The sequence below is a fragment of the Agromyces sp. NSFZ genome, from assembly GCF_056156205.1.
The window spans coordinates 3,906,269-3,932,829 of record NZ_CM149585.1; the positions used below are offsets into that span (position 1 = coordinate 3,906,269).

Annotated in this window: 28 protein-coding genes; 12 read left to right on the forward strand and 16 right to left on the reverse strand. The window is 71.0% G+C overall.

Annotated elements, in window-relative coordinates; genetic code table 11:
• Positions 1 to 74: 74 nt before the first annotated feature.
• The gene (locus ACVFI9_RS18565) at positions 75 to 1,361 is read right to left on the reverse strand and encodes an adenylosuccinate synthase (RefSeq protein ID WP_474763653.1); all 1,287 of its coding nucleotides are present in this window, start codon (positions 1,359 to 1,361) and stop codon (positions 75 to 77) included.
• Positions 1,362 to 1,364: 3 nt separating this feature from the next.
• On the reverse strand, positions 1,365 to 1,910 hold the full coding sequence (locus tag ACVFI9_RS18570) for a DUF3151 family protein (protein ID WP_474763654.1): 546 nt from the start codon (positions 1,908 to 1,910) through the stop codon (positions 1,365 to 1,367).
• A 103-nt stretch (positions 1,911 to 2,013) separates the two neighbouring features.
• Between ACVFI9_RS18570 and argG the strand changes: the two genes are divergently transcribed.
• Positions 2,014 to 3,441, forward strand: a complete 1,428-nt coding sequence (gene argG, locus ACVFI9_RS18575) for an argininosuccinate synthase (protein WP_474763655.1) — start codon at positions 2,014 to 2,016, stop codon at positions 3,439 to 3,441.
• A gap of 93 nt (positions 3,442 to 3,534) precedes the next feature.
• On the opposite strand, the gene ACVFI9_RS18580 is transcribed toward argG, so the two are convergent.
• The 3 genes from ACVFI9_RS18580 to ACVFI9_RS18590 form a co-directional block, all read right to left on the reverse strand.
• Positions 3,535 to 3,948 carry a cupin domain-containing protein gene (locus ACVFI9_RS18580; RefSeq protein ID WP_474763656.1) on the reverse strand — a complete coding sequence of 138 codons (414 nt, stop codon included), beginning with the start codon at positions 3,946 to 3,948 and terminating at the stop codon, positions 3,535 to 3,537.
• 134 nt (positions 3,949 to 4,082) lie between these two features.
• Positions 4,083 to 4,451 (reverse strand): nuclear transport factor 2 family protein, encoded by a 369-nt coding sequence (locus ACVFI9_RS18585; RefSeq protein WP_474763657.1) that lies wholly within the window; start codon positions 4,449 to 4,451, stop codon positions 4,083 to 4,085.
• Positions 4,452 to 4,534: 83 nt separating this feature from the next.
• Positions 4,535 to 5,005, reverse strand: coding sequence for a MarR family winged helix-turn-helix transcriptional regulator (locus ACVFI9_RS18590; RefSeq protein ID WP_474763658.1), 471 nt, complete (start codon positions 5,003 to 5,005; stop codon positions 4,535 to 4,537).
• Positions 5,006 to 5,095: 90 nt separating this feature from the next.
• On the opposite strand from ACVFI9_RS18590, the gene ACVFI9_RS18595 reads away from it, so the two are divergent.
• Genes ACVFI9_RS18595 through ACVFI9_RS18615 form a run of 5 tightly spaced genes read left to right on the forward strand, consistent with a single transcriptional unit; the run spans position 5,096 to position 10,198 of the window.
• Positions 5,096 to 6,028 carry an SDR family oxidoreductase gene (locus ACVFI9_RS18595; RefSeq protein WP_474763659.1) on the forward strand — a complete coding sequence of 311 codons (933 nt, stop codon included), beginning with the start codon at positions 5,096 to 5,098 and terminating at the stop codon, positions 6,026 to 6,028.
• Between the two features lie 25 nt (positions 6,029 to 6,053).
• Positions 6,054 to 6,941, forward strand: a complete 888-nt coding sequence (locus ACVFI9_RS18600) for an amidohydrolase family protein (protein ID WP_474763660.1) — start codon at positions 6,054 to 6,056, stop codon at positions 6,939 to 6,941.
• A gap of 1 nt (position 6,942) precedes the next feature.
• Positions 6,943 to 8,133, forward strand: a complete 1,191-nt coding sequence (locus ACVFI9_RS18605; protein WP_474763661.1) for an acyl-CoA dehydrogenase family protein — start codon at positions 6,943 to 6,945, stop codon at positions 8,131 to 8,133.
• A 46-nt stretch (positions 8,134 to 8,179) separates the two neighbouring features.
• Positions 8,180 to 8,632 (forward strand): MaoC family dehydratase, encoded by a 453-nt coding sequence (locus tag ACVFI9_RS18610; protein WP_474763662.1) that lies wholly within the window; start codon positions 8,180 to 8,182, stop codon positions 8,630 to 8,632.
• A gap of 36 nt (positions 8,633 to 8,668) precedes the next feature.
• A complete protein-coding gene (locus ACVFI9_RS18615) occupies positions 8,669 to 10,198 on the forward strand; it encodes an acyl-CoA synthetase (RefSeq protein WP_474763663.1) in 1,530 nt (509 codons plus the stop codon).
• 28 nt (positions 10,199 to 10,226) lie between these two features.
• On the opposite strand, the gene ACVFI9_RS18620 is transcribed toward ACVFI9_RS18615, so the two are convergent.
• The 7 genes from ACVFI9_RS18620 to ACVFI9_RS18650 all read right to left on the reverse strand — a co-directional run bounded on the left by ACVFI9_RS18620 (position 10,227) and on the right by ACVFI9_RS18650 (position 16,551).
• Positions 10,227 to 11,120: a PaaX family transcriptional regulator gene (locus tag ACVFI9_RS18620; protein WP_474763664.1), complete on the reverse strand. Its 894-nt coding sequence runs from the start codon at positions 11,118 to 11,120 to the stop codon at positions 10,227 to 10,229.
• A 7-nt stretch (positions 11,121 to 11,127) separates the two neighbouring features.
• Positions 11,128 to 11,928: an ABC transporter ATP-binding protein gene (locus ACVFI9_RS18625; protein ID WP_474763665.1), complete on the reverse strand. Its 801-nt coding sequence runs from the start codon at positions 11,926 to 11,928 to the stop codon at positions 11,128 to 11,130.
• Positions 11,921 to 12,745 (reverse strand): ABC transporter permease, encoded by an 825-nt coding sequence (locus ACVFI9_RS18630; protein WP_474763666.1) that lies wholly within the window; start codon positions 12,743 to 12,745, stop codon positions 11,921 to 11,923. Before ACVFI9_RS18630 ends, ACVFI9_RS18625 begins: the two co-directional genes overlap by 8 nt.
• Complete coding sequence (locus tag ACVFI9_RS18635) at positions 12,742 to 13,569, reverse strand: ABC transporter permease (protein WP_474763667.1); 828 nt, start codon at positions 13,567 to 13,569, stop codon at positions 12,742 to 12,744. The genes ACVFI9_RS18630 and ACVFI9_RS18635 overlap by 4 nt, the downstream gene beginning before the upstream one ends.
• Before the next feature lie 84 nt (positions 13,570 to 13,653).
• Positions 13,654 to 14,646: an ABC transporter substrate-binding protein gene (locus tag ACVFI9_RS18640; protein ID WP_474763668.1), complete on the reverse strand. Its 993-nt coding sequence runs from the start codon at positions 14,644 to 14,646 to the stop codon at positions 13,654 to 13,656.
• 171 nt (positions 14,647 to 14,817) lie between these two features.
• Entirely contained in the window at positions 14,818 to 15,834 is a 1,017-nt protein-coding gene (locus ACVFI9_RS18645; RefSeq protein WP_474763669.1) for a magnesium and cobalt transport protein CorA, read from the reverse strand.
• A gap of 69 nt (positions 15,835 to 15,903) precedes the next feature.
• Complete coding sequence (locus ACVFI9_RS18650; protein ID WP_474763670.1) at positions 15,904 to 16,551, reverse strand: TetR/AcrR family transcriptional regulator; 648 nt, start codon at positions 16,549 to 16,551, stop codon at positions 15,904 to 15,906.
• 55 nt (positions 16,552 to 16,606) lie between these two features.
• On the opposite strand from ACVFI9_RS18650, the gene ACVFI9_RS18655 reads away from it, so the two are divergent.
• Positions 16,607 to 17,944 carry an MFS transporter gene (locus ACVFI9_RS18655; protein WP_474763671.1) on the forward strand — a complete coding sequence of 446 codons (1,338 nt, stop codon included), beginning with the start codon at positions 16,607 to 16,609 and terminating at the stop codon, positions 17,942 to 17,944.
• Here ACVFI9_RS18655 and ACVFI9_RS18660 read toward each other — a convergent pair.
• The gene (locus tag ACVFI9_RS18660) at positions 17,907 to 18,518 is read right to left on the reverse strand and encodes a TrmH family RNA methyltransferase (protein WP_474766315.1); all 612 of its coding nucleotides are present in this window, start codon (positions 18,516 to 18,518) and stop codon (positions 17,907 to 17,909) included. The genes ACVFI9_RS18655 and ACVFI9_RS18660 overlap by 38 nt on opposite strands.
• A 277-nt stretch (positions 18,519 to 18,795) precedes the next feature.
• On the opposite strand from ACVFI9_RS18660, the gene ACVFI9_RS18665 reads away from it, so the two are divergent.
• The 5 genes from ACVFI9_RS18665 (at position 18,796) to ACVFI9_RS18685 (ending at position 23,972) form a co-directional block, all read left to right on the forward strand.
• The gene (locus ACVFI9_RS18665; RefSeq protein ID WP_474766317.1) at positions 18,796 to 20,202 is read left to right on the forward strand and encodes an Nramp family divalent metal transporter; all 1,407 of its coding nucleotides are present in this window, start codon (positions 18,796 to 18,798) and stop codon (positions 20,200 to 20,202) included.
• Between the two features lie 222 nt (positions 20,203 to 20,424).
• Positions 20,425 to 21,090: a metal-dependent transcriptional regulator gene (locus ACVFI9_RS18670; RefSeq protein WP_474763672.1), complete on the forward strand. Its 666-nt coding sequence runs from the start codon at positions 20,425 to 20,427 to the stop codon at positions 21,088 to 21,090.
• Between the two features lie 46 nt (positions 21,091 to 21,136).
• Entirely contained in the window at positions 21,137 to 22,783 is a 1,647-nt protein-coding gene (locus ACVFI9_RS18675) for an FAD-dependent oxidoreductase (RefSeq protein WP_474763673.1), read from the forward strand.
• On the forward strand, positions 22,780 to 23,112 hold the full coding sequence (locus ACVFI9_RS18680; protein WP_474763674.1) for a UBP-type zinc finger domain-containing protein: 333 nt from the start codon (positions 22,780 to 22,782) through the stop codon (positions 23,110 to 23,112). Before ACVFI9_RS18675 ends, ACVFI9_RS18680 begins: the two co-directional genes overlap by 4 nt.
• 62 nt (positions 23,113 to 23,174) lie before the next feature.
• Positions 23,175 to 23,972 carry an HAD-IIA family hydrolase gene (locus ACVFI9_RS18685; RefSeq protein WP_474763675.1) on the forward strand — a complete coding sequence of 266 codons (798 nt, stop codon included), beginning with the start codon at positions 23,175 to 23,177 and terminating at the stop codon, positions 23,970 to 23,972.
• A gap of 6 nt (positions 23,973 to 23,978) precedes the next feature.
• On the opposite strand, the gene ACVFI9_RS18690 is transcribed toward ACVFI9_RS18685, so the two are convergent.
• From ACVFI9_RS18690 to ACVFI9_RS18700, 3 genes are all read right to left on the reverse strand, one after another.
• A complete protein-coding gene (locus tag ACVFI9_RS18690; protein WP_474763676.1) occupies positions 23,979 to 24,170 on the reverse strand; it encodes a hypothetical protein in 192 nt (63 codons plus the stop codon).
• A gap of 498 nt (positions 24,171 to 24,668) precedes the next feature.
• Positions 24,669 to 25,601, reverse strand: a complete 933-nt coding sequence (locus tag ACVFI9_RS18695) for a nucleoside hydrolase (RefSeq protein WP_474763677.1) — start codon at positions 25,599 to 25,601, stop codon at positions 24,669 to 24,671.
• A complete protein-coding gene (locus tag ACVFI9_RS18700; protein WP_474763678.1) occupies positions 25,598 to 26,560 on the reverse strand; it encodes a ribokinase in 963 nt (320 codons plus the stop codon). Before ACVFI9_RS18700 ends, ACVFI9_RS18695 begins: the two co-directional genes overlap by 4 nt.
• Position 26,561: the final 1 nt, after the last annotated feature.

Below are 26,561 nucleotides of genomic sequence, written 5' to 3' on the forward strand. Positions count from 1 at the left end.
GACGGGAGAGGGGTCGGATGTCGCGAAGCCGCGGCATCCGACCCCTTCTCGTTCCGAAGCGGAGCGTCCGGCGCTCAGTCGAGGAGGTCGTGCAGCTGCACGATCTCGTCGCGCCCCGGCCCGACGCCGATCGCCGAGATGCGCGACCCGCTCATGGCCTCGAGCTCGCGTACGTAGCTCTGCGCGTTCGCGGGCAGCTCGTCGAACGAGCGTGCCGCTGAGATGTCCTCGGTCCAACCGGGGAACTCCTCGTACACCGGCGTAGCATGGTGGAAGTCGGACTGCGAAACGGGCACCTCGTCGATGCGCTGCCCGTCGACCTCGTAGGCGACGGCCACCGGGATGCGCTCGAGGCCGGTGAGCACGTCGAGCTTCGTGAGCACGAAGTCGGTGACGCCGTTGATGCGCGCGGCGTACCGGGCGATGGGCGCGTCGTACCAGCCGGTGCGACGACGGCGGCCCGTGGTGGTGCCGTACTCGTGGCCCTTCTCGGAGAGGAACTCGCCCCACTCGTCGAACAGCTCCGTCGGGAAGGGACCCGCGCCCACCCGGGTGGTGTAGGCCTTCACCACGGCGATGACCCGGTCGATGCGGTTCGGTGCGATGCCCGATCCGGTGACGGCGCCGCCGCTCGTCGCGTTCGACGAGGTCACGAAGGGGTACGTGCCGTGGTCGACGTCGAGCATGGTCGCCTGGCCGCCCTCGAACAGCACGGTCTCGCCGCGCTCGAGCGCCTGGTGCAACAGCAGCGAGGTGTCGGTGACCATGGGACGCAGCCGCTCGACGTAGCTGAGCAACTCGTCGACGACCTCGTCGACGGAGATGGCCCGGCGGTTGTAGACCTTGAGGAGCAGGTGGTTCTTCTGGTCGAGCGCGCCCTCGACCTTCTGGCGCAGGATGTTCTCGTCGAAGAGGTCCTGCATGCGAAGGCCCACGCGGTTGATCTTGTCGGCGTACGCCGGGCCGATGCCGCGCCCGGTGGTGCCGATCTGGCGCTTGCCGAGGAATCGCTCGGTGACCTTGTCGAGCGTGCGGTGGTACTGGGTGATGAGGTGGGCGTTCGCCGAGACCCGCAGCTTCGAGACATCCACGCCCCGCGTCTCGAGTGCCTCGAGCTCCTCGAAGAGCACCTCGATGTCGACGACCACGCCGTTCGCGATGACGGGCGTGACGCCAGGGGTGAGGATGCCCGACGGCAGCAGGTGCAGGGCGTACTTCTCGTCGCCGACGACGACGGTGTGCCCGGCGTTGTTGCCGCCGTTGAACTTGACGACGTAGTCGAGGCGCGAGCCGAGCAGGTCGGTCGCCTTGCCCTTGCCCTCGTCGCCCCACTGTGCACCGATCAGTACGGCTGCGGGCATGGCTCAGTCCTCTCCTGCCGCATCCGCGGCGTGGGGTTCGTCGATCGGTTCGCCGATATGGGCGATGGTCTCGGCCGCGGGCACGAAGAGGCTCGCGGATGCCACGATCGGCATGAGCTGGGTCGGCGTGAACTCCGAGGCGATGCGCGCGGGGGCCTCCGCGTCGGCGGCCGCGAGCTCGTCGGCGAGCCGGGTCGCGTGGTCGTCGAGGCCGAGCTGCGTCGCCGCGCGTCGCTGTGCGTCGAGTGCCCGCAGGTACGCGCGGTTCGGCTCGTCGGACCACTGCACGGGGTCGCCGGGCGTCCACCCGGACGCGGCGAGCTGCTCGTGGGCGAGGTCGACGGCGACTGCGGCGAACGCGAACGCGCCGATGGAGTTGCCCTCGGAGTCGGCGAGGTCGGCGAGCTCCGCCCACGCGAGGGGCGATGACGGATGCTCCGCCACGACGGAGGCGACCGACGAGCGATCGGCTCCGGCGAGCGCCTGCCGCACCTCGGGCTCGTCGACGAGCGACGCGCCACTGCCAGGTGCTGATTCGTCTTGAGTCACACTCAACCTTATCGTGGGGGCCCTCCGCCGCCCCGGACGTCGACCGCGGCGGGGCATCCGTCGCCGTCGTCCTGCGCAGATGCGCACAAGTAGGCTTGAGGGCATGTCGAAAGTCCTCTCCAGCCTGCCCGTCGGCGAACGCGTCGGCATCGCCTTCTCCGGAGGTCTCGACACCTCCGTCGCGGTCGCCTGGATGCGCGAGAAGGGCGCCGTGCCGTGCACGTACACGGCGGACATCGGGCAGTACGACGAGCCGGACATCGCCGCGGTGCCCGGGCGGGCGAAGGAGTACGGCGCCGAGATCGCGCGCCACGTCGACGCGAAGGCGCCGCTCGTCGAGGAAGGGCTCGTCGCCCTGCAGTGCGGTGCGTTCCACATCCGTTCGGGCGGCAAGACGTACTTCAACACCACGCCGCTCGGCCGCGCGGTCACGGGCACGCTGCTCGTGCGCGCGATGAAGGAGGACGGCGTCGACATCTGGGGTGACGGCTCCACCTACAAGGGCAACGACATCGAGCGCTTCTACCGCTACGGGCTGATGGCGAACCCGCGACTGCGCATCTACAAGCCGTGGCTCGACGCCGCGTTCGTCACCGAGCTCGGCGGCCGCAAGGAGATGAGCGAGTGGCTCGTCGCACGAGGCTTCCCCTACCGCGACTCCACCGAGAAGGCGTACTCGACCGACGCGAACATCTGGGGCGCGACCCATGAGGCCAAGCGCCTCGAGGAGCTGAACGCCGGGCTCGACATCGTCGAGCCGATCATGGGCGTCGCCGCGTGGCGCGACGACGTGGAGGTGCGCACCGAGGAGGTGTCGATCCGCTTCGAGGCCGGCCGCCCCGTGGCGATCAACGGCGCGCACTTCTCCGACCCCGTCGCGCTCGTCTACGAGGCGAACGCCATCGGCGGTCGGCACGGCCTCGGCGTCTCCGACCAGATCGAGAACCGCATCATCGAGGCGAAGAGCCGCGGCATCTACGAGGCGCCCGGCATGGCCCTCCTGCACATCGCGTACGAACGCCTGCTCAACGCGATCCACAACGAGGACACCATCGCGAACTACCACGCCGAAGGCCGCCGACTCGGCCGCCTCATGTACGAGGGCCGCTGGCTCGACCCGCAGTCGCTCATGCTGCGCGAGTCGATCCAGCGCTGGGTCGGCTCGGCCGTGACCGGCGAGGTCTGGCTGCGACTCCGCCGCGGCGACGACTACACGATCCTCGACACGCAGGGCCCTGCCCTGAGCTACCACCCCGACAAGCTCTCGATGGAGCGCGTCGGCGACGCGGCGTTCGGCCCTGAGGACCGCATCGGCCAGCTCACGATGCGCAACCTCGACATCGCCGATTCGCGCGCCCGTCTCGAGCAGTACGCGGTGCAGGGCATCGTGGGCGGCGCGACGGCCGAACTGGTCGGCGACCTCCAGGCCGGTCAGGCGGCCGAGATCTCCGCGGGCGAGGCCGAGACCGATCTCGAGCTGGCGACGGATGCCGCGAACGAGGCCGCGGCGTTCGACCTCGGCACCGACTGATCGACTCCAGTTTGTGCGGGAGAAGTGGCCCCGTGCCCCTCCTGAGGGCAGGATTGGGCCTCTTCTGCTGCACGAGCTTTCGTAACGGAGCGGTCAGGGCGTCGCCTGCCCCGGCAGCTCGATGCCCTGCTCCGCCGCGTACTTCGCCATGTTCGGCATCATCACCGCGGTCTGCTGCTTCGCCTCCTCAGTCGGCGTGAACGAGACATACTCGGATCCGGCGTACATGATCGGCGTGTGCCCGGCCTCGACGACGAAGGCGTCACCGGCCTCGAACGTCTCCTCGACGCCATCCGATCCGCGGATTCCGAGCTTCCCCGCGAGGACGTAGCCGAAGTGGCTCGCCGGGCATTGGTCGTTCGGTCCGCCCTTGAAGAACGGCGCCATGTCCATGTCGATCAGGTTGCGTTCGATGGTGACGGTCCAGCCGCCGACCTCCTGTTCGTAGGCGTCGGTGTAACCCGGGACCACCGTATGCGTCGCGGTGGCTTTCGAGAGTTTCGACATGTTCTTCCCCCTTGGATGACATTCCGGTCTGAAGCCATCCTGATGCGAGGTGCATCCCTTCGGCGGGGCGTTGGTCCCACGGCCATAGCTGGTTTCGAGGCGGCGCCGCCGCGCCGCCTCGTCCCGCGGAGGGGTCAGGCCGGGGTCTGCTGGTGCGCGGCGACGCGCCAGGCGCCGTCGTCGTAGAGGTACGTCGTCGACATCCGCAGGTTCGCGGTGTCGTCGCCACGACGCGCTACCGCGCGGTAGACCAGGATGCCGGCGTGGTCGCCGAGCCGGATGACGGCGGGCTCGTGCAGCTCGTACGAGTCCCACGGCGGGGCGCTCCGGAACGCGGCCAGGATCTCGCCGCGGCCGAGCACCGCGCCCTCGACCACCATGAGTGCGTCGCGCGTCATCGCGCGTTGGTAGTGCTCGCCGCCGCGACCGTCGAGGATCGCCTTCCATCCGGCGTGCTCTTCGTGCAGCAGTCGAGCGGGCAGATCGTCGGTGATCGCGGTCATCCTCCAACGCTAACGGCGATCGGATGCCCCGTGAAGGCTCGGCTCCGGATCAGCGCGCGGGTCGACAGGAGATCAGCGCGCGGTCAGCCGGGGAACGCGAGGAAGCGCAACAGATCCGCGAGCTGCTCGCGCTGCGCCGCGGTGAGCCCCGCGTGCAGGCGACGCTGCGCCGACTGCGCCGCCTGGCGTGCGCGAGCATGGAGGGCGCGGCCGGCCTCCGTGGCGACGACGACGTTGGCGCGCCGGTCGGTCGGGTCGGGTTCGCGCGCCACGAGCCCACGACGCTGCAACTCGTCGACGAGGGCGACCACTTGGCTCGGGTCGAGGCGCAGGAACTCCGCCAGCTCGCGCTGCGACGGTCGCGTCTCCTCGACGGCGAGCGCGAGCACGGCGTACGAACGCACCTTGAGGCCGTGCTCGGCGAGCGCCTCGTTGCCCGCCGCGAGGGCGAGTGCGTTCGCGCGCGCGAGCAGGAAGCTCGCGTCGTCGGTGAGCGCGCTCTGCTCGAGCCGCCCCGAGGCGGGGACGGTGGTGCTCTTCGCGCTGGCAGGCATGCGCCGATGATAGCAAACAATGAGATCAACAATGATTGACAATTTCAATCATTCTGTGATGTCATGGAGCCAGACACGAAGGAGTTCCACATGTCCCTTGACGGCAAAGTCGCCATCGTCACCGGGTCCGGTCGCGGACTCGGGCTCGCCTACGCCCAAGAGCTCGCTCGCCGCGGGGCATCCGTCGTCGTCAACGACGTCGATGCCGACGCCGCGGCCGAGGCCGTGCGCAGCATCGAGACCGCCGGGGGCAGGGCCGTTGCCGTCGTCGCCCCGGTGGGCCCGACCGAGACCGCGAAGGAGCTCGTGCGCACGGCCGTCGACGCCTTCGGACGCCTCGACATCCTCGTCACCAACGCGGGCGTGCTCCGCGACACGGTGCTGTGGAAGATGAGCGACGACGACTTCGACACCGTCGTCAACGTGCACCTGCGCGGCACCTTCACCTGCGTCCGCGAGGCCGCCATCCACATGCGCGAGGCGGGCGTCGCCGGGCGCATCATCTGCATCGGCTCGCCCACCGGCCAGCGCGGCAACTTCGGCCAGACCAACTACGCGGCCGCCAAGGCCGGCATCGTCGGCATGGTGCGCACGTGGGCCCTCGAACTGAAGAAGGCCGGCATCACCGCCAACGCCGTCATCCCCGTCGCGGCCACCGCGATGACCGCCACCGTGCCCTACTTCGCGGCGGCCGTCGAGGCCGAGGCCAAGGGCGAGGCGATGCCGGCCTTCTTCCGGCACGACCTCGGCTTCGGCACCTCCGACGACGTGGCCGGACTCATCGCCTTCCTCGCCTCCGACGCCGCGGCCGGCGTGTCCGGCCAGGCGATCGGCGTCGGCGGCGACCGCCTGCAACTGTGGTCCCACCCCGAAGCCGTGCTCACCGCGTACCACGAGGGCGGCTGGTCGTACGACGCGCTCCAGGCCGAGTTCCCGGCCCTCGTCGGCGAGCAGCTCCGGTCGGTCGGCGAGAGCTTCCCCCCGCTGCCAGAGGAGCTGCAGCGCCCGATGCCCGCGGCCTGATCCCGACTCGACCCCGCCAGCCGACATGACCCGCTACGAACCCGCCATCGACGTCGACGCGATCCGCGCGATCGACGTGCACGTGCACATCGAGGTCGATGCGCACGGGCACTCGTCGCTGCCGCCCGACCTCGTCGAGGCGGCATCGAAGTACTTCGCGGCCGACGCGGCGCGCCCCGACCTCGACTCGATCGCGGCCTACTACCGCGAGCGGCAGATGGCCGCGGTGGTGTTCACCGTCGACGCGCAGACGCAGCTGGGGCATCCGCCGCTCTCGAACACCGAGATCGCCGAGGGGGCCGCACGCAACAACGACGTGCTGATCCCGTTCGGCTCGGTCGACCCGAATCGCGGCGGCGAAGCCGTCGACGAGGCGCGCCGCCTCATCGAGGAGCACGGCGTGCGGGGCTTCAAGTTCCACCCCACCGTGCAGGGCTTCGACCCGAGCGACGAGCGGCATCATGCGCTCTACGCGGTGCTCCAGGAGGCCGGCGTCGTCGCACTGTTCCACACCGGCCAGACGGGCATCGGCGCCGGCATGCCCGGCGGTCGCGGATTCCGCCTCGCGCTCTCGAACCCGATGCTGCTCGACGATGTCGCCGCTGAATTCCCCGGGCTCCAGATCATCATGGCGCACCCCTCGGTGCCGTGGCAGGACGAGGCGCTCTCGGTGGCGACCCACAAGCACAACACTTGGATCGACCTCTCGGGGTGGAGTCCCAAGTACTTCCCCGAGCCGCTCGTGCGCGCCGCGAACTCGTACCTCAAGACCCGCGTGCTGTTCGGCTCGGACTTCCCGTTGCTCACCCCCGACCGCTGGCTGCGCGACGTCGAGCAGACCGCGCTCAAGCCCGAGGTCATGCCGGGCATCCTGAAGGACAACGCCGTGCGGCTCCTCGGGCTCGGGGCCTGACATGCCGCCGATCACGACCGACACCACCTTCGGGATCGACCCGCTCGGGTTCGCCGAGACCCATCTCGGCGAATCCGCGCTTGCCGCGCTTGCGCGCCTGCAGGAGACGCTCGACCGCGACATCCGCCCGCTCATCGCCGAGGCCTGGGAGACGGCGACCATGCCCGACGCGGTGCTCGACGCGCTCGTGCCCCTCGACCTCATGCACCCCGCGGGCGTCGATGACGACGAGGCCGGATCGACCATGTTCGCCGGCTTCCGCAACTACGTGCTCGCGAGAACGGATGCCTCGGTCGCGACGCTCTACAACGCGCAGTCCGGCCTGTTCCGCACGACGGTCCTGCTCGGCGGATCGGAGGCGCAGGCCGCCGAGCTCGACCCGCGCGTCACCTCGTTCGAACTGAAGGGCGTGTTCGCCCTCACCGAGCCCGAGCACGGCTCCGACATCGCCGGCGGGCTCGCGACGACCGCCCGCCGCGACGGCGACGACTGGGTGCTCGACGGCGCGAAGCGCTGGATCGGCGGTGCGGCGTCGGCCGACGTCCTGGCCGTCTTCGCCCGCGACGTGGCCGACGGGCAGGTCAAGGTCTTCCTGGTGCCGCGCGACGCACCCGGCGTCTCGATCGACATCATCCGCGGCAAGGTGTCGCTGCGGCCCATGCAGAACGCGGTCATCACGCTCTCGGGCGTGCGCGTGGCCGAGGCATCCCGGTTGCAGGGCATCGCCGGCTGGCGCGACGTGGCCCGCATCCTGCGCGCGATGCGATCGGATGTCGCGTGGATCGCCACCGGGCTGCAGGCCGGCGCCCTCGACGCGGCCGTGCGCTACGTGCGCGAACGCGAGCAGTTCGGACGCCCGATCGCCGGGTTCCAGCTCGTGCAGGAGAAGCTCGCCCGGATGCTCGGCAACCTCACCGCCTCGCTCGGCCTGTGCGTGCAGCTCTCGCACCGCCAGGATGCGGGAGAGTTCGCCGATGAGAACTCGGCCCTCGCCAAGATGTGGACGGCCCTGCACGCCCGCGAGACCGTGGCGCTGGCACGAGAGGTCGCGGGCGGGAACGGCATCCTGCTCGAGCACGACGTCGCCCGGTTCTTCGCCGACGCCGAAGCCGTCTACTCCTACGAGGGCACGCACGAGATCAACGCGCTCATCGTGGGACGCGCTCTCACGGGCGAGTCCGCATTCGTCTGAGCCCCGAACCCCCACGTCGTCAGAATCCCCGAACGAAAGGCACACCATGACCACCACCGTCGCCTACGCCGATGTGGCCGGCCTCGCCGGCACCGACCTCGGTTGGTCGGACTGGCTCGAGGTCACCCAGGACCGCGTGCAGCTCTTCGCCGACGCCACCGACGACCAGCAGTGGATCCACGTCGACCCCGAGCGCGCCAAGGACGGCCCCTTCGGCGGACCGATCGCGCACGGTTTCCTGACCCTCTCGCTGGCGATCAAGTTCTGGTCGGAGCTGCTCGAGGTCGAGGGCGTGACCACCAAGGTCAACTACGGCCTCGAGAAGGTGCGCTTCATCTCGCCCGTGCAGGTGGGGGCGAAGGTCCGCATGAACGCCGTCATCGCCGAGGTCTCGGAAGTCCCCGGCGGGTACCAGCTCACCGTCGACCAGACCATCGAGATCGAGGGCGCACCGAAGCCCGCCGTCGTCTCTCGGGGGCTGTACCGGTTCTACGCCTGAGCCTCACGACCACCTGACCTCAACGAAGAGGACGCCATGCGCAACCACGGACTCGGCGGCTGGACCAGCAAGCGCCGCCTGAAGACCCCCGACCGGACCGCCCTCGTGTTCGACGGCCGGGAGATCACCTACCGGCAGTTCGCCGATGCGGTCGACAACATGTCCGCGCTGCTCTGGCAGCGCGGCATCCGCAAGTCCGACCGCGTCGCCTTCCTCGGCGAGAACTGCCCCGAGTTCCTCGACGTGCTGTTCGGCTGCGCGCAGCTCGGTGCGGTCTTCGTGCCGATCAACACGCGCCTGGCAACGCCCGAGATCGACCACGTGCTGCGCGACTCGGGTGCGCGCGTGCTCATCCACGACCCGGAGTTCGCCGGCGACGTGGCGGGCATCGTCGATCGCATCGGCATCACGCACGTGATCCAGACCGGCGAGCAGACGAGCGAGGGCGCGCGCGGACTCGCGGCGGCGCTCCGCGAGGAGCGTTCCGGGCACGCCGACGTCGAAGTCACCCTCGACGATCCCGCCGCGATCGTGTACACGTCGGGAACGACCGGCAAGGCGAAGGGCGCGGTGCTCACCCACGGCAACCTGACCTGGGTGGCGCTCAACTGCATCGTCGACTACGACGTCGTGTCGACGGATGTCGCGCTGATGATCTCCCCGCTCTTCCACGTGGCGTCGCTCGGCATGGGCGCACTGCCGGTCATCCTCAAGGGCGCCACCATGGTGCTCGAGCGCCGGTTCGAGCCCGGACGCGCGCTCGCGCTCATCGAGCAGCACGGCATCACGATGCTGAGCGGCGTGCCGACGACGTACCAGATGATGGCCGACCACCCCGACTGGGCGGCGACCGACCTGTCGACCCTGTCGAAGCTGACGTGCGGCGGTTCCGCCGTGCCGACGCGCATCCTGAACGCCTACGAGGAGCGCGGCCTCTCGTTCACCCAGGGCTACGGCATGACCGAGACCTCCCCTGGCGCCACGTCGCTCGCGCCCGGGATGACGCGCACGAAGCAGGGCAGCGTCGGCCTCCCGCACTTCTTCACCGAGGTGCGCATCGCCGACGAGCACGGCGACATGCTCCCTCGCGGCACGGTCGGCGAGATCCAGATCACGGGGCCGAACGTGTTCCCCGGCTATCACGGCCTGCCCGAGGCATCCGCCGCCGCCTTCACCGACGACGGCTGGTTCCGCTCCGGCGACCTCGGCTACCTCGACACCGACGGGTACCTCTTCATCTCCGACCGGCTCAAGGACATGATCATCTCGGGCGGCGAGAACATCTACCCCGCCGAGATCGAGAACCGCATCGCGGACCTCGAGGGCGTGAGCGGCGTGGCCGTGATCGGCGTGCCGGACGAGCAGTGGGGCGAGGTGCCGTGGGCGATCGTCACGCTGCGCGACGGCGCGGCGATCGACACCGACGCCGTGCGAGCGCACCTCGAGGGCACGCTCGCACGATACAAGCTGCCCAAGCGCGTGGTGGTCGTCGACGAACTGCCGCGTACCGCCTCGGGCAAGGTGCGGAAGGCCGACCTGCGGGCTCGGTTCTCGAGCGGCCGGTGAGCGGGCGCACGCTGAGCCGATGCCCGGCTCAGCGTGCGGCAGCTGCGCCGACGGCGCCGGTGCCGTCGGCCAATTGCGCGAACGACTCGCTCGCCCGCTCGGCCAGCTCCGCCCGTCGGGCGCGATACGCGGCGAGCGAGCGGGCCGCCGGCCAGTCATCGTCCATGAACTCGTCGGGCAGCCGCGGGTCGGACCGGAGCAGGGCGAGCCAGTCGGCCACCAGCATCGTGAGCGCCGAGAGCGGCGGCACCGACGCGGCGACCCGCTCGGGATCGGCCCACGTCGCGAGGAACCCCTCGTGGGCGGCGCGAATGGCGTCGAGGTCCCATGCGCCACGCACCGATTGTGCAACGGGGAACTCCGCCAGGTCCCGGGCGCGGAAGGCGATGACGGACTGTTCGGGCAGCTGGTCGTGCAGCGGCTCGAGCGCCCCGACGAGATCGACCTCGCCCGGCGCGAGCCAGAGCCCGTCGCGCAGCGGCGCGAACCCCTCCCACGTGAGGGCGGCCCGCAACCGGTGACGCAGGGTGCGCTGGTCTTCGGGAACCGTGAAGGTCACGAGCGTCCAGCCGCGGCCCTGCGGGGCGAACGGATGCTCCGAGTGCACGCGTTCCGCCGCCTCGCGCAGCACGTCGCGGGCGTGGTCGGTGATGGCGAACTCGATCTCGCGGCCGACCCGCGTGCGGGTGAGGAAGCCCCGCAGGGCCATGCGATCGAGCGTGGCGCGCGCGGTCGGACCGGCCACGCCGGCCCCGTCGAGCACCTCGATGTAGGCGGCCGCACGCAGCGGTCGATGCAGGCCTGCGTCGAGCTGCTCGCCGAGGAGCGCGAGCAGGAGCTGCTTCGGGTTGCGCCCGGCGACCGGGGACACGGCTGCAGGCACAGCCGCGCCGCCGTTCGAGCGAACGGTCGTGGCGCTCATCGCCGCCTCACGCGTTCGGCCCGACGGTCTCGCCGCGCTTGGCGCGCTGGATCTGCTCGTACACGTGCGTGCGGAGCTCGGTGAACCGGGGCAGCGCGCGCGTCGAGATCTGGTCGCGCTCGGGGGCGAGGTCGATCGCGAGGTCCTCCTGCACCCAGGTGGGCGACTTCGAGAGCACGATGACGCGTTCGCCGAGATACACCGACTCGTCGATGTCGTGCGTGACGAAGAGGATCGACATGCCGCGTTCGAGGTGCAACCGTCGCACGAGGTCTTCGAGGTCCGCGCGGGTCTGCGCGTCGACGGCCGCGAACGGCTCGTCCATGATGAGCACCTCGGGCTGGTAGGCGACCGCCCGCGCGATGGCGACGCGCTGCTGCATGCCGCCCGAGAGTTGCCACGGGTAGCTCTTGGCCGCGTGCTCGAGCCCGACGGCTTCGAGGGCGTCGTCGATGAGTCGGTCGCGCTGCTGCTTGGAGAGCTTCTTGTGCTTCAGCGGCAGCTCGACGTTGGCGCGCACCGTGAGCCACGGGTACAGGCTGCGGCCGTACTCCTGGAACACGAGCGCCATGTTCGGGGGCGGGCCCGTGACCGTCTTGCCGTCGAGGTGCACCGTGCCGTCGGTGCTGCGCAGCAGGCCGGCGATGCACTTCAGCAGCGTCGTCTTGCCGCAGCCCGAGGGCCCGACGATGCACACGAGTTCGCCGCGGCGCATCGAGAAGCTGATGTCGCGGATCGCCTCCACGGTGCCAGTCGACGACTCGTAGACCTTCTTGAGGTGATCGACCTCGAGGAGCGTTTCAGGCACGCCCGACCTCCTTGATTCCGTGGTACCAGCGAAGCACCCGCCGTTCGATGAACCCGAAGACGACCGCCAGCAGGACGCCGATCAGCCCGAGCAGCAGGATGCCGCTCCACATCTCCGCGATGAGGTAGTTGCGCTGGAAGTAGGCGATCTGCCACCCCAGCCCCGACGAAGAATAGAACATCTCCGAGATGACCATGAGGATCAGCGCCACCGACAGGCACTGCCGCACCCCCGCCATGATGCGCGGGCTCGCCGCCGGCAGCACCAGGTCGACCAGTCGCTCGCGCCGGGTGAGCGAGAACGACCGCGCCGTCTCGGTCATGACCGAGTCGGTCGAGCGCACGCCCTCGATGGTGTTGAGCAGCACGGGCCAGATGGCCCCCGCGACGATGACGAACACCTTCATGGTGTCGGTGAACCCGAGCAGCGCCGCGAAGACCGGGATGAGCACGGGCGGCGGCACCGCCCGGAAGAACTCGAGCATGGGCTCCAGGAGTTCACTCAGCCAGCGGTTGAGCCCGATGAGCGTGCCGGCGACGATGCCGACGACGATCGAGAGCACGATGCCGAGCGCCAGGCGGCTGAGGCTCGGCACGACGTCGGTGAAGAACGCGGGCCCGATCCACGTATCGACGAAGGCCTCGAAGATCGTGAGCGGTCCGGGGAAGAACTTCGCCGGAGCCAGCGTGCCCCAGATGCCCCAGATGACCAGCAGCACGATGGGCAGGCCGATGGCGTAGAGCGTGTTCTCGCCGATCTTCGCCCAGACGCGAGACGGCGGGCGTCGCACCCTGACGGTGCTCGTGTAGAGCGTCACAGGACTTCCTCCCCGCGCACGGACTGATGCCACGAGAGCGTGCGCCGCTCGATGAGGCGGAAGACGAGGTTGATGACGAGGCCGAGCAGGCCCGTCACGATGACGATCGCGTAGACGCCCGGGAGATCGCCGAAGCTGTACGCCAGCACGATCTCCCTGCCGAGGCCCGGGTTGCCGATGGTCATCTCGGCGGTGACGGCGAGGATCAGGGCCACGGATGCCGCGAGCCGGAGCCCGGTCATGAGATACGGCAGCATCGTCGGGAAAACGAGGCTCCGGATGCGGGCGGCCGGCGTCAGGCCGAAGCTGCGTGCCGTGTCACGGGCGACGGAGTCGACATCGGCGACGCCGTAGAGCACCTGAACGAAGACCTGCCAGAAGCTCGCGAAGACGATGATGACGAGCGCGGCGGGGAGCTGGATACCGTACATGAGGATGGCGAGCGGGATGAGCGCGACCGACGGGATGGGTCGGAGGAACTCGACCGTCGTGTGCGTCGCGCGACGGAGGAACGGCACCAGTCCGACGATCGTGCCGAGCACGGTGGCCGCCACGGTGGCGAGCGCGAGGCCGATGGCCCACGCGGTCATGGTGCGGCCGACGTTGCGCCAGAACTCGAGGTCGCGAAACTCCTCGGCCAGGCGCGCGATGGTGTCGGTCGCGAGCGGCAGGGACTGCGGATCGACCACCCCGGTGAGGGGCAGGAGCTGCCAGGTGACGAGGAACCCGGCGATGCCGGCGAGGCCGAGGAGGAGCTTGCGCGCGGTGCGCCGGCGCTCGGCCCGACGGCGGGTTCCGCCCGCGGCAGGGAGGACTGCGGTCATGGGTCTCTTCCGTGAGGGGGAGGACGTGGAGCTGACGAGGAGGAGCACGGGGATGCCCCGTCGGGAGGGCATCCCCGCACCCGGTCACTCCTGGAGCTGGATCATCCGGTCGTAGTCGGGCTCGGCGTCGATGACCCCGAACTCGACCGCGAGCGCAGCGAGCTCCTCGATGTCGTCGGTGTTCAGGTCGGCGGTGAACTCGGGCAGGACGATGCCGGCCGCGGCCTCAGCGGGGATCTTGAGGTTCGTGGCGATCGCCTCACGCACCGCGTCCTCGTTGTCGGCCGCCCAGGCGAGGGCCTCGGCCATGGCGGCGGCGTAGTTCTCCACCAGGTCGGGATCCGAGTCGATGAGCTCCTGGGTGGTGAAGTTCGTCAGCACCGTGAGGCCGGGGATCGTCGCCTGGTACGGCGCGACGACCGACACGCCGCCCGCGCCGAGGATCTGACCGCGGAACGGGTCGGGCACCCAACCGGCGTCGATCGTGCCGGCTTCGAGCTGGGCCTTCACGTCGGGGAACGCGACCTCGACGAACTGGATCGTCGACGGGTCTCCGCCGTCGTCCTGCACGGCCTTGCGGATCGTGACGTCGCCGGCGGCGCCCAGGCTGTTGACCGACACCTTCTTGCCGGCGAGGTCCTTCGGGCTCGTGATGCCCGAGTCGCCGAGGGCCACGACGGCGTTGACGTCGTCGCCCTCAGGCAGGCTCGACGCGTAGTTGCTGAAGATGACGATGCCGAGGTCCTGCAGGTCGGCGCGGATGGGACCGAACGGCTGCCCGATGGCGAACTGGATGTCGCCCGAGAGCAGGGCGGGGATCGCCTGCGCGCCGCCCTGGGCCGGCACGATCTCGAGCTCGAGGCCATGGTCCTCGAAGATGCCCGCGTCGATCGCACCCCAGAGCGCGCCGGTCTCGGCGATCGGGAGGGCGGCGACACGGACCTGGGTGAGTTCGCCTGCGGCGCCCTCGTCGGGGTCTGCGGTGGTGGTGCCGGAAGTCGCCCCGGAGTCCGTGCATCCGGCGAGCAGGAGTGCCGCCGCGCTGAGGGCTCCGAAGATGGCAAGACTCTTCTTCATTGAAATGCCTCTCGTAGATGGTGAGGCGTGTGGACGCGCCTCGCTGCACTGCATCGTGCACGAGCCATGCTGCGGCATCCGGGCGGCTAAGTCAAGGAATCTGTGACGCTCGTCACCAGACTGTTGAATTTGCGACGGACGTCTCTGGACTGTTGAGTGTGAGCATCGGCGTCACAGCCAGTTCCGACGTTTGAAGATGAAGTAGAGCGTGAGGCCGAAGCCCAGCATGAGCAACAGCGCGAACGTGTAGCCGTGCTCCCAGAAGAGCTCGGGCATGTTCTTGAAGTTCATGCCGTACACCGTGCCGATCAGCGTCGGCGCGAAGATGATCGCGGCCCAGCTCGAGATCTTCTTCACCTCCTCGCTCTGCGCGAGGTTCGTCTCGCTGAGCAGTCGCATCTCCTCGTTCTGGCGCTGCGCCACGAGCGTCGCGTGCACCTGGAGCGCGTTCTGCAGGAGCTGCCGGAACGCCTCGCCCCGCTCGATCGCCCGGATGGAGTGATCGAGCACGTCGCGCAGGTAGCGCTGCAGCTCCACGTCGACGCTGTACTTCTCGAACCCGTGCTCGAGAGCGCGGAACATGTCCACGAGCGGACCGGTCGCCCGCTGGAACTCCATCACCTCGCTCGCGAGGTCGTAGATGCGCCGGGTCACTTCGGGATCACCCGAGAACAGCTGCTCCTCGATCTCGTCGATGTCGTTCTCGAGCCCGGCGAGCACCGGCACGTAGCCGTCGACGACATGGTCGAGCACGGCGTAGAGCACGGCTTCGGCGCCCTTGTCGAGGAGCTCGGGCGTGGCCTCGAGGCGCCGTCGGACGGCGCCGAGGTCGGGCGACTCGGCGTGCCGCACCGTGATGGCGAAGTCGCGCCCGACGAACACGTGCAGCTCGCCGAACTCGACCTTCTCGACGTCGTCGAGGTACCGCGCCGGGCGGAGCACCACGAACAGCGCATCGCCGTACCGCTCGAGCTTCGCGCGCTGGTGACCCTTGCGGGCGTCCTCGATCGCGAGGTGGTGCAGGCCGAACTCGACGGCGATCGCGTCGAGCTCGGCATCGGTGGGTCGGTAGAGCCCGATCCACGCGAAGCCGCCGTGCTCCGAGAGCGTCTCGAAGGTCTCCTCGAGCGACGCCGGACTCGCCACTCGGCGGCCGTCGCGGTAGATCGCATTGTCGACGACGGGCATGACCTCAAGTCTCCCGGGCGCCGAGTGGCCCGAGCCGTCGACACGCGGCAGTGGGAGAGCGGATGCCGGTCAGCCCGCCCCGCCGGCGGCGGCCGACGCCCACTGCCCGCGGGCGGCGGTGGGGCGCGAACGCGCGAGGGTGCCGGGTTCGAGGCCGAGTCGGTCCTCGGCCGCCGCGAAGACCAGGCCGTCAGCCTCGGCCCGGTCGATGAGGCCGATGGCGTGGTGCTGCACGGCGACGCCGTCGACCAGGGCGGTGAGCATGCGGGCATCCGCCGCGGGGTCATCGCTCGCCCCGCGACCGGAGTCGGCGAGACGCTCGATGATGCGCGCGAGTCGCCGCTCGCAGTCGCGATGATGACGTGTGAGGGCCGCCAGCAACTCGGGGTTGCGATGCGCCTCGCTCCAGGCGTCGATCCACACGAAGTAGTGCTCGCGAGGCGTGGTGCTGAGCCAGTCGGCGAGCGCCTCGACGGGCTCGACGCGCTCGGCGACCTCCTCGTCGCCCTCGAGCTCGGCGAGCACGGCGGTGTCGAACGCCTCGGCCATGAGACGTTCGCGCGTCGGGAAGTAGTGCCGGATGAGCCCGTGCACGACGCCGACCTCGGCGGCGACGTCGCGGAGCGTCACGCGCGCGAAGCCGTCGCGGGCCACGAGCCGCAGAGTCGCGGCGAGGATCTGGTCCCGCCGCGCCGCGGGATCGAGTCGGGTCGCCATGCGTCCAATGGTACCGCTCTTGTCCACCTGGACAACGGCTGCTAGCGTGTTGTCCATGTGGACAAGAGGACGCCGGGGTGCCGCCGCGCTCGAGACATCCGAGGCCTACCGCCGTCGGCTGACGACCGGCGTGGTCACGGCCACCGTGCTCATGTCCTCTGGCGCCATGGTGCTCTTCCCGCTGCTGCCCGCACTGCAGGCGCAGCTCGGCATCTCGACGGCCGACATCGGCTTCGTCGCCGCCGCCGGATTCGCCGCCTCGCTCGCGGCCGAGCTCATCGTCGCGCCGTTCGCCGACCGCGGCCACACGCGCCTCATGGGGGTCGCCGGCGTCGTGCTCATGGCCGCCGCGCTCGCGGGCTCGGCGCTCGCGACCGAGAGCTGGCACCTCGTGGCAGGGCGGGCGGTCGGCGGATTCGGGTTCGGCGTGTTCATGGCGGCGGCGAGCGCGCTCCTCGTGCGTGCCGACCCGATCCGCGCCGGCGAGTCCCTCGGCCGCCTCGGCGCGGCCGAACTGGCCGGCGTGTCGCTCGGGCCGCTCGCATCGGGCCTCGCGATCGCGGTCGCGGCGCCCGGGCCGATCCTCGCGTGGTCGGCGGCGGCCGTGCTGCTCGGCGTCGTGCCCGTCGTGCTCGCCTTCCGCGAGCGCACCGCCGCCGTGTCGCGTGCACACCTGCCGGCCGCGGCATCCGCGGGCACCGCCGCCACCACGGCCGGCACCGCCGTCGCCGCGCCCCCGCGCGTGAGCTTCGGGCTGCTGCGCTCGCCCCGCGTCGTCGGCATCCTTCTGCTGTACGGCGCCGTCATGGTGCCCACCGGCGCCTACGACGGCATCTGGCCGCGATTCATGGCCGACATCGGAGCGAGCGAGCAGCTCACGGCACTCAGCTACACGCTGTTCGCGGTGCCCTATGCACTCCTCGCAGGCTGGGCCGGGCGTCTCGCCGACCGCCGCGGCGGCGTGTCGGCGTTCCTGCGCGGTGCCGTCGTGCTCGTGCCGATCGTGGCGCTCTACGGCGTCATCGGCAACCCGTGGGTCGCCACGGGCGTGGGCTTCGTCGAGTCGAGCGGCCAGGCGCTCGCCTTCATCGGCGCCGCGGCCGCGATGGCGCAGGCCGTGCCCGCCGAACGTGCGGGCGCCTCGCAGGGCCTCATGCGCGCGTTCGGGCTGCTCGCGGCCACGATCGCCGCGGCGCTGTCGGGCGTCGCCTACGAGGTCGGCGGGCCGCTCGCCCTGTTCGGCGGCACGGCCGTGGCCGTCGTGCTCATGATCGCGACCGGGCTCGCAGTGGTGCGCGCCGCACGCGTGCGGTCGGCGCATGCGTCGACGACCTCGGCCGACACCGCCGTCGAGCTCACCGACGTGCGTGCCTGCGCACCCACTCGTGCATGACGATGGCCGCGGCCGCACTCGCGTTGATCGAGCGCGTCGACCCGTACTGCGTGATCTCGACCACGAGGTCCGCCGCCGCGAGCGCCTCGTCGCTGAGGCCCGGGCCCTCCTGGCCGAACAGCAGTACGCACCGCTCGGGCAGGTCGGCCGCGTCGACCGGCCGCGAGCCCTCGACGTTGTCGACCGCGACGATGGGCAGGCCCTCGGCATGCGCCCATGCGACGAGGTCGGCGACATCCGGATGGTGCAGCAGGTGCTGGTACCGGTCGGTGACCATGGCGCCGCGGCGGTTCCAGCGCCGCCGGCCGATGATGTGCACCGTCTCGGCCGCGAAGGCGTTCGCGGTGCGCACGATCGAGCCGATGTTGAGGTCGTGCTGCCAGTTCTCGATCGCCACGTGGAACGGATGCCGCCGCTCGTCGAGGTCGGCGACGATGGCCTCCAGCCGCCAGTACCGGTAGCGGTCGACGACGTTGCGGCGGTCGCCGTGCTCGAGGAGCTCCGGGTCGTAGCGGTCGTCGGCGGGCCACGCCTTCGGGCCTCCGGGCCAGGGGCCGACGCCGTGCAGCGGCAGCTGCGGCTCGTCGTGTGCGGCGTCGGCGGTCGCGTCCGCGGCGCCCGCGGCATCCGTTCGCTCGTCGTCACTCACGCCCCAACGCTACCCGCGGCGCGCAGATCAGCGGCCCCGAGCGCACCGCATCACCCGCCGGCCGACGCCATGCCCCAGATCATCACCGAAGCCGGACTCGGCAACAGCCGGTGATCAGCGAAGTCTGGCGAGTCTTTTCGGTGTACCGAAAAGGCGCTACGATTTCGGCATGCCGAAAACCCCCACCGAGACGGCGGCGGCGATGACGCCGCCCGCGTCCGCTGCGCCCTCGCCCGACCCGGTGCTCGCCCCCTCCGGCCCGCCCGCCTCCGTCGGTCGCCTCGCCTGGCTGCTCGGTCCGGCACTGGTCGCGGGCGTGGCCTACCTCGACCCCGGTAACGTCGCGAGCAACATGACGGCCGGCGCGCGCTACGGGTACCTGCTCGTATGGGTCGTGGTCGTGGGCAACGTGATGGCCTGGCTCATCCAGTACCTCTCGGCGAAGCTCGGCATCGTCACCGGCGAGAGCCTGCCCGAGGTGCTCGGGCGCCGGCTCCGCAATCGCTGGGGCCGCCGCGCCTACTGGCTGCAGGCCGAGCTGGTCGCGATGGCCACCGACCTCGCCGAGGTCATCGGCGGCGCCGTCGCCCTGAACCTCCTCTTCGGCATCCCGCTGATCTGGGGCGGGCTCATCACCGGCGCGGTGTCGATCGCGCTGCTCGTAGTGCAGTCGCGTCGCGGCCCCCGCACCTTCGAGTTCGTCATCATGGGCCTGCTCGCCATCATCGCGATCGGGTTCTCGGTGGGCGTGTTCATCGCCCCGCCCGAACCTGGGGCGCTCGCCGCGGGCCTCGTGCCCCGATTCGAGGACGCCGGCTCGGTGCTCCTCGCCGCCTCGATCCTCGGCGCGACGATCATGCCGCACGCCATCTACGCCCACTCCGCGCTGAGCCGCGATCGGTTCGTGATGCGGCAGCCGCTCGGCATCGACGAGGCGGCCACGTCCCGCGCCGCCGGCCGCCCCCGCCGCCTGCTCGCGGGTCTCATCACCCGCGAAGGGTCCGACGACCTGCGACGCGAACGCGGCGGCGAGCCCGGGGCCGCCACGGTGCTGCCGACCGACCGCCTGGTCCGCGCGACGAGGTGGGACGTGACCATCGCGATGGCCATCGCCGGCACCGTCAACCTCTGCATCCTCCTGCTCGCCGCCGTGAACCTCGCGGGCGTCGAGGGCACCGACAGCCTCGAGGGGGCCCACGCCGCGCTCGAGGCGTCGCTCGGGCCCATCATCGCGACGATGTTCGCCGTCGGCCTGCTCGCCTCCGGGCTCGCGTCGACGTCGGTCGGCGCCTACGCGGGTGCCGAGATCATGCAAGGGCTCCTGCACGTGCGGATCCCGCTCATCGCCCGCCGGCTCATCACCCTCGTGCCGGCGCTCGTGATCCTCGGGCTCGGCTTCGACCCGACGCTCTCGCTCGTCATCAGTCAGGTCGTGCTGTCGTTCGGCATCCCGTTCGCGCTGGTGCCGCTCGTGGCGCTCACCGCCAAGGCCGAGATCCTGGGCCGGTGGCGCAACCGGTGGCTCACGACCGCCGCAGGCATCGCCTCCTCCGTCTTCCTGATCGCGCTGAACGGCGTGCTGCTCTGGCTGGTCTTCACCGGCGCGTGATCCGGCTCCCGTCGCACGGCACACCCCCCGGTCGCCGCGACGGGAACCGCCCCGGGTGCACGGCACGGAACGGCACCCGGGGCGGGGTCATCGGGTGGTGCCGAGCCATCCGCTCGCCGTCCGGGATCGCGGAGCTGCGATCCGACGCACCGGCGCGGCGACCGGATCGGCGGCGCGGCGGATCGACTATCCGCAGAAGTGGACGCGGGTAGGGTGGGGCCGATGCCCGCGACCCAGAGCCCAGCCATCGAGGACTACCTCAAGACGGTGTACGCCCACACCGAGTGGCAGCCCGAGCCGATCACGCCGTCGGGCCTCGCCGGGGCGCTCGGCGTCGCGCCTTCCTCGGTCACCGAGATGGTGAAGAAGATGGCGGCACAGGGTCTGGTGCAGCACGTGCCGTACGGCGCGATCCGCCTGACGGATGCCGGTCGAGCACGGGCCCTCGCGGTGGTGCGCAGGCACCGGCTCATCGAGACATGGCTCGTGCGCGAGATGGGCTACGCGTGGGACGAGGTGCACGACGAGGCCGAGGTCCTCGAGCACGCGCTGTCCGACCGCCTGCTCGAGGCGATCGATGCGCGCCTCGGCCGTCCCGAACGCGACCCGCACGGCGACGCCATCCCCGCCGCCGACGGCTCGCTCGTGTCGGAACCGTGGGTGCGGCTCGACGCCGCGCCCGCCGGACACGTCGGCCGCGTCATCCGCATCAGCGACCGCGACCCGGCCGTGCTGCGTGCGCTCGACGACGCCGGCGTCGGCCCGGGCAGCGAGCTCCGCGTCGACGACGCCGACGCCGACGCATCCGGCACCCTCGCCGTGACGGTCGCCGGCACCCGACGCGCCATCCCGAGTGCCGCCGCCGCCGACATCTGGGTCACCGCGTGACCGTCGCCCCCTGCCGCTGGCCGCCCCCGTGCGGCACGATGGGACGATGGGATCCTCGGAGACGAACATCTCGCCCACGCTGACCGACTCGCAGTGGGAACGCATCGTACGGTACGGCACGCCCGTCGCGGCGGACGTGGGCGACATCATGTTCCGGTCCGGCGAACGCTGGTACGACCTCATCCTCGTCCAGAGCGGCGCGGTCGAGGTGGTGCGCGACGCGCTCGCGTGGATCGAGGAGACGCACATCGCGACGCTCGGCCCGCGCTCGTTCGTGGGCGAACTGGGGCTGCTGAACGGCCAGCGCGCCTTTCTGACCGCGCGGGTCTCCGAGGCGGGGCGGATGCACCGTGTCGACCACCAGTCGCTGCAGCGCATGATGGCCGAGGACGACGAGCTCTGCGACCTCATGCTCCGCACCCTCTGGGCCCGCCGGGAGGAGCTGCGTCGCGGACCCGCCGCGTGGACGCTGAAGATCGTCGGATCGTCGCGTTCCGGCGAGGCCGCGGCGCTGCGCCGTTACGCCGAGCGCCTCGACCTCGTGCACACGTGGGTGGATGCCGACGACCCCGCCACGGCGAGCGCGCTCGAAAGCCACGGATTCGCGAACGAGGACCTGCCGGTGGCGATCGTGCAAGGTGAGAGCGTGCTCAGGGCCACCCCCGGTCGCCTCGCCGAGCTCATGGGCCTCGCCTTCGCAGCGGAGGACGACGCGTCCGTCGACCTCGCGGTCGTGGGCGCCGGGCCGGCCGGCCTCGCCGCGGCGATCTACGGGGCGTCCGAGGGACTCAGCACGCTGCTGCTGGATGCCGTCGCGCCCGGCGGGCAGTCGGCGGCGACGTCTCGCATCGAGAACTACCTGGGGTTCCCGTTCGGCGTGAGCGGCGACGACCTCACCGCCCAGGCGTCCCTGCAGGCGATCAAGTTCGGCGTTCGCGTCGTTGCGCCATGCGAGGCGGTGGCGTTGGAACGGCACGACGGCGAGCTCCGGCTCTCGCTCTCCGACGGCGCGACCGTCCGCGCCCGTGCGGTGGTCGTCACGACCGGCGTGGCGTATCGCGCGCTCGGCCTCGATCGATGGGACGACTTCGAGGGCGCGGGCATCCACTACGCCGCGTCGGCGCTCGAACTCCGGCAGGTGGCCGGCTCCGACGTCGTCGTCGTGGGCGGGGCCAACTCGGCGGGCCAGGCGGCCCTCGCGCTCGCCGCGAACGGATGCCGCGTGCGGCTGGTCGTGCGAGCCGACGACCTCGGGCGACAGATGTCGAGCTACCTCGTCGACCGGGTGCAGGAGGACGGCAGGATCGAGATCTGCACGGGCACGCAGGTCTCGGCGCTGCACGGCGCGGATGAGCTCGAGCGGGTGACCCTGGCGGGCGCGGTGACCGAGACCGTGGACTGCCGGGGCCTGTTCTGCTTCATCGGTGCCGAGCCCGCGACCGAGTGGCTCGCCGAGGTGGAGCGCGACGAGCACGGCTTCGTCCGTACGGGCGCCGACGTGATCGACCTCACCGAGGGGTGGCCCGAGCTCGGCCGCATGCCGCTGCCGTTCGAGACCTCGCTCCCGCGCGTGTTCGCGGCCGGCGACGTGCGCAGCGGCTCCATGAAGCGCGTTGCGGCGGCGGTCGGCGAGGGGTCGAGCGCAGTGGCCTCCGTGCACCGGGCGCTCGCGGCCGCGGAGGTGTACGCATGACCGCCGGTCCGCCGCCGCCGTCTGGAACCGGCTGCGTCGAATGCCTCGAGGGCGGCGGCTGGTGGTGGCACCTCCGGCGCTGCGTGGAGTGCGGGCACGTCGGATGCTGCGACGCCTCGCCCGAGCAGCATGCGCGCCGGCACTCCGAGCAACTCGGCCACCCCGTCGCCGCATCGTTCGAGCCCGGCGAGGACTGGTTCTGGGACTACCCCGCGGGCACCTCCGCGCGTCGCATTCCGCTGCCTCCGCCGCACAGCCGCCCAGAGGACCAGCCGGCCCCGGGGCCTGCGGGCCGGGTGCCCCCGAACTGGCGCGAACTGCTGCACTGAGGGTGCGTTCCGTGGCATCCGCCGTTCATCGGCCCGTGATCTGCGCGCCCTAGGCTTGGCGCATGGCGAAGCGTGAAGAGGTCGAGGCCTGGCTGACCGACATGGACGGCGTGCTCGTGCACGAGAGCCATGCGCTGCCGGGCGCCGCCGAGCTCCTGCAGCAGTGGGAGGACTCCGGCACCCCGTACCTCGTGCTCACCAACAACTCGATCTTCACGGCCCGCGACCTGTCGGCGCGACTGCGGGCGAGCGGCCTGAATGTGCCGGAGGACCGCATCTGGACCTCGGCGCTCGCGACGGCCGACTTCCTCAAGCAGCAGCAACCGGGCGGCACGGCGTTCGTCATCGGGGAGGCCGGCATCCTCACGGCACTGCATGAGGCGGGCTTCGTGATGACCGAGACGAACCCCGACTTCGTGGTCGTCGGGGAGACCCGCAACTACTCGTTCGAGGCGATCACCAAGGCGATCCGGCTCATCGGCAACGGCTCGCGGTTCATCGTGACGAATCCGGATGCCACGGGGCCGAGCGCCGAGGGTCCGCTGCCCGCGACCGGGGCCATCGCCGCGCTCATCACGAAGGCCACGGGCAAGGAGCCCTACGTCGTCGGCAAGCCGAACCCGATGATGTTCCGCTCGGCGCTCAACAAGATCGGCGCGCACTCCGAGACCACGGCCATGATCGGCGACCGCATGGACACCGATATCGTCGCGGGCATCGAGGCCGGCCTGCACACCGTGCTCGTGCTCACCGGCATCAGCGATCGCGCCGAGATGGAGAAGTACCCGTTCCGCCCCGACGAGGTGCTCTCGGGAGTCAGCGAGCTGATCGTGCGCGAGCCCGTGGAGACCGAGCTGTAACGATGCTCAGGGGACCCACCCCGAGCGGTACAGGCCTTGCCCCTTCTCGTCCTCGAGGTCCACGATCTCGTCGCCACGGCCGAGGTCGGGGCGAGAGCCTCGCGGCACGTCGTAGTGGCGTCGAAGCGCGACCGCACCTGCCGTCAGTCCCCCGACCACGACGATGACGGCGATGCCCATCCAGAAGGTCCAGTCCATGGGCGGCCTCCTCTCGTCAGGGCCAGCGTACGCCCGCGATTCGCGGTGTCGCGATACCCCTGGTAAGGCGGCCCGGTTCGTCGACCGAACACGTAAGCTCTCCCTCAATGCAGGTGCCGAAGTACCGAAGTACCCGAGTGCCGAAGTCCCGAGGTGCCGAAGTCCCGAGGTGCCGAAGTCCCGAGGTGCCGAAGTGCCGAAGTGCCGAAGTGCCCAAGTGCCCGAGTGCCGAAGTGCCCGAGTGCCCGAGTGCCGAAGTGCCCGAGTGCCCGAGTGCCGAAGTGCCCGAGTGCCCGAGTGCCGAAGTGCCCGAGTGCCCGAGTGCCGAAGTGCCGAAGTGCCCGAGTGCCCGAGTGCCCGAGTGCCCGAGTGCCCGAGTGCCCGAGTGCCGAAGTGCCGAAGTGCCGCGAGTCCGAGAACGGAACACTCGCTCCAGAGCGGGGTGGAACCGAGGCTCGCATGTCTCGGCCCCGGTCGCCTGACCGGCGAGGAGGCGCCTCAGGCCAGCCGCGCGATCGCCTGCTCGACGAGCCCCCAGAACCGCTCGACGTCGAGGCCCGTCGCGACCCAGGCGTTCGGCTCCCGACGGAGCATCCCGCCGAGATCGACACTCGTCGCTCCCACCGTCTCGGTGCCGGCGAGCTCGACGTCGAGCCGGGTGTGCGTGAGCTCGACCGTCTCGGGGTCGGCGAGCACCGCCACGGCGACCGGATCGTGCAGGGGGCCGTCGGGCATGCCGAAGACCTCATCGTTCGTGCGGCAGAAGAACTCGAGGAGCTCGTCGCCGAACACGGCAGTGCGCGTACCGCCCGCGGCGAGGCGCTGGCGCACTGCGGACGTCACCAGCGCAGTGTGCGTGACGTTGAGACCGACCATGGTGAAGCGCACACCGGAACCGAGCACGACCGAGAGCGCCTCGGGATCCACCCACGCGTTGAACTCGGCGTAGGGTGTGACGTTTCCGCGGTCGGTCGAGCCGCCCATCCAGACGATCTCGCGGATGCGCTCCGCGAGGTCCGGCCGCTCGCGCAGGAACACGGCGACGTTCGTGATCGGGCCGGTGGCGATGATGGCGACCGGCTCATCCGCGCCGAGCAGGGTGTCGGCGATGAGCGCGGTCGCGCCACGCTGATCGAGCGGCATGGCGGGCTCGGGCAGCTCGGGCCCGCCGAGTCCGTTCTCTCCGTGGATCCACTCCGCCGTCTCGAGCACCCGACTGAGCGGCCCCTCGGCGCCGGCGGCGACCGGCACGCCGGTCACGCCGGCGACCGTGAGCGCGACTCGCGCGTTCCGGCTGGTGTGCTCGAGCGGTACGTTGCCGCCCACCGTCGTCACGGCCCGGAGGTCGAGCGACGGATGCCCCGCCGCGAGCCACAGCGCGAAGACGTCGTCGTGCCCGGGGTCGCAGTCGACGATCACCGGGATGCTCATGCGGGCGCCGCCTCCGCCTCGGGCAGGTCGCGTTCGGCGGCGGCGAGCACGTCGGCGCGCGGCGCGTAGGAATCGACGGTGCCGCGAGCCTGCACCGCGAGGGCGCCGGCCGCGACCGCGATGCGCAGCGCCTCGTCGATCGGCCGCCCCTCGGCGAGGAACGCCGCGAGCGTTCCCGTGAACGCGTCACCCGCACCCGTGGTGTCCACCGCGTCGACCCGGGGCGCGGCGACCGACCAGGCTCCGTCGGCCGATGCGGCGACGGCGCCGGCCGCACCGAGCGTCACGACGATCGAACGCGCGACACGACCCGCAGCGGATGCCGCAGCCGTCCGCCACTCGTCGAGCGTCGCCGTCGCGACATCCGCGCCGACGCCCGCCGCTCGCGCCTCGTGCTCGTTCACGACCAGGGGATCGGCGAGCGCGAGCGTTTCGGCAGCGACCGCTGCCGGCGGCGCGAGGTTGAGCACGAAGCGGGCTCCAGCCTCGCGGGCGACGACGGCGAGCCGATCGATCGTCGGGACGGGCAGCTCGCCCTGCGTGAGCACGAGCCCGGCGGCCGCGATGCGCTCGCGCTCGTCATCGACGACGGCCGGCGTGAGCGCGAGATTCGCGCCCCCGGTGACGATGATCGTGTTCTCGCCCGAGTCGGCGACGGTGATCTGGGCGACCCCGGTCGGGGCATCCGGCGCACGTGCGATCGAGGCGGTCGGCAGGCCGAGTCGTTCGAGCGTGCCGATGGCGAAGTCGCCCGCGGCGTCGGAGCCGATACGTGCGACGAGTTCGACCGCAGCACCGGCCACCTGCGCCGCCGCCGCCTGGTTCGAGCCCTTGCCGCCCAGCGCGACCTGGAAGGCGCGGGAGCGGATCGTCTCACCGGGCGCCGGGAATGCGTCGACATAGCTCGTCGAGTCGACGTTGAGCGAGCCGAACACGACGACCCGAGTCGACGCCGCCACC

Coding starts and splice junctions, on each gene's coding strand:
- ACVFI9_RS18565 (WP_474763653.1), bottom strand. CDS start 1,361: ATGCCCGCAGCCGTACTGATCGGTGCACAGTGGGGCGACGAGGGCAAG.
- argG (WP_474763655.1), top strand. CDS start 2,014: ATGTCGAAAGTCCTCTCCAGCCTGCCCGTCGGCGAACGCGTCGGCATC.
- ACVFI9_RS18580 (WP_474763656.1), bottom strand. CDS start 3,948: ATGTCGAAACTCTCGAAAGCCACCGCGACGCATACGGTGGTCCCGGGT.
- ACVFI9_RS18585 (WP_474763657.1), bottom strand. CDS start 4,451: ATGACCGCGATCACCGACGATCTGCCCGCTCGACTGCTGCACGAAGAG.
- ACVFI9_RS18590 (WP_474763658.1), bottom strand. CDS start 5,005: ATGCCTGCCAGCGCGAAGAGCACCACCGTCCCCGCCTCGGGGCGGCTC.
- ACVFI9_RS18595 (WP_474763659.1), top strand. CDS start 5,096: ATGTCCCTTGACGGCAAAGTCGCCATCGTCACCGGGTCCGGTCGCGGA.
- ACVFI9_RS18600 (WP_474763660.1), top strand. CDS start 6,054: ATGACCCGCTACGAACCCGCCATCGACGTCGACGCGATCCGCGCGATC.
- ACVFI9_RS18605 (WP_474763661.1), top strand. CDS start 6,943: ATGCCGCCGATCACGACCGACACCACCTTCGGGATCGACCCGCTCGGG.
- ACVFI9_RS18610 (WP_474763662.1), top strand. CDS start 8,180: ATGACCACCACCGTCGCCTACGCCGATGTGGCCGGCCTCGCCGGCACC.
- ACVFI9_RS18615 (WP_474763663.1), top strand. CDS start 8,669: ATGCGCAACCACGGACTCGGCGGCTGGACCAGCAAGCGCCGCCTGAAG.
- ACVFI9_RS18620 (WP_474763664.1), bottom strand. CDS start 11,120: ATGAGCGCCACGACCGTTCGCTCGAACGGCGGCGCGGCTGTGCCTGCA.
- ACVFI9_RS18635 (WP_474763667.1), bottom strand. CDS start 13,569: ATGACCGCAGTCCTCCCTGCCGCGGGCGGAACCCGCCGTCGGGCCGAG.
- ACVFI9_RS18640 (WP_474763668.1), bottom strand. CDS start 14,646: ATGAAGAAGAGTCTTGCCATCTTCGGAGCCCTCAGCGCGGCGGCACTC.
- ACVFI9_RS18645 (WP_474763669.1), bottom strand. CDS start 15,834: ATGCCCGTCGTCGACAATGCGATCTACCGCGACGGCCGCCGAGTGGCG.
- ACVFI9_RS18650 (WP_474763670.1), bottom strand. CDS start 16,551: ATGGCGACCCGACTCGATCCCGCGGCGCGGCGGGACCAGATCCTCGCC.
- ACVFI9_RS18655 (WP_474763671.1), top strand. CDS start 16,607: ATGTGGACAAGAGGACGCCGGGGTGCCGCCGCGCTCGAGACATCCGAG.
- ACVFI9_RS18665 (WP_474766317.1), top strand. CDS start 18,796: ATGACGCCGCCCGCGTCCGCTGCGCCCTCGCCCGACCCGGTGCTCGCC.
- ACVFI9_RS18670 (WP_474763672.1), top strand. CDS start 20,425: ATGCCCGCGACCCAGAGCCCAGCCATCGAGGACTACCTCAAGACGGTG.
- ACVFI9_RS18675 (WP_474763673.1), top strand. CDS start 21,137: ATGGGATCCTCGGAGACGAACATCTCGCCCACGCTGACCGACTCGCAG.
- ACVFI9_RS18680 (WP_474763674.1), top strand. CDS start 22,780: ATGACCGCCGGTCCGCCGCCGCCGTCTGGAACCGGCTGCGTCGAATGC.
- ACVFI9_RS18685 (WP_474763675.1), top strand. CDS start 23,175: ATGGCGAAGCGTGAAGAGGTCGAGGCCTGGCTGACCGACATGGACGGC.
- ACVFI9_RS18690 (WP_474763676.1), bottom strand. CDS start 24,170: ATGGACTGGACCTTCTGGATGGGCATCGCCGTCATCGTCGTGGTCGGG.
- ACVFI9_RS18695 (WP_474763677.1), bottom strand. CDS start 25,601: ATGAGCATCCCGGTGATCGTCGACTGCGACCCCGGGCACGACGACGTC.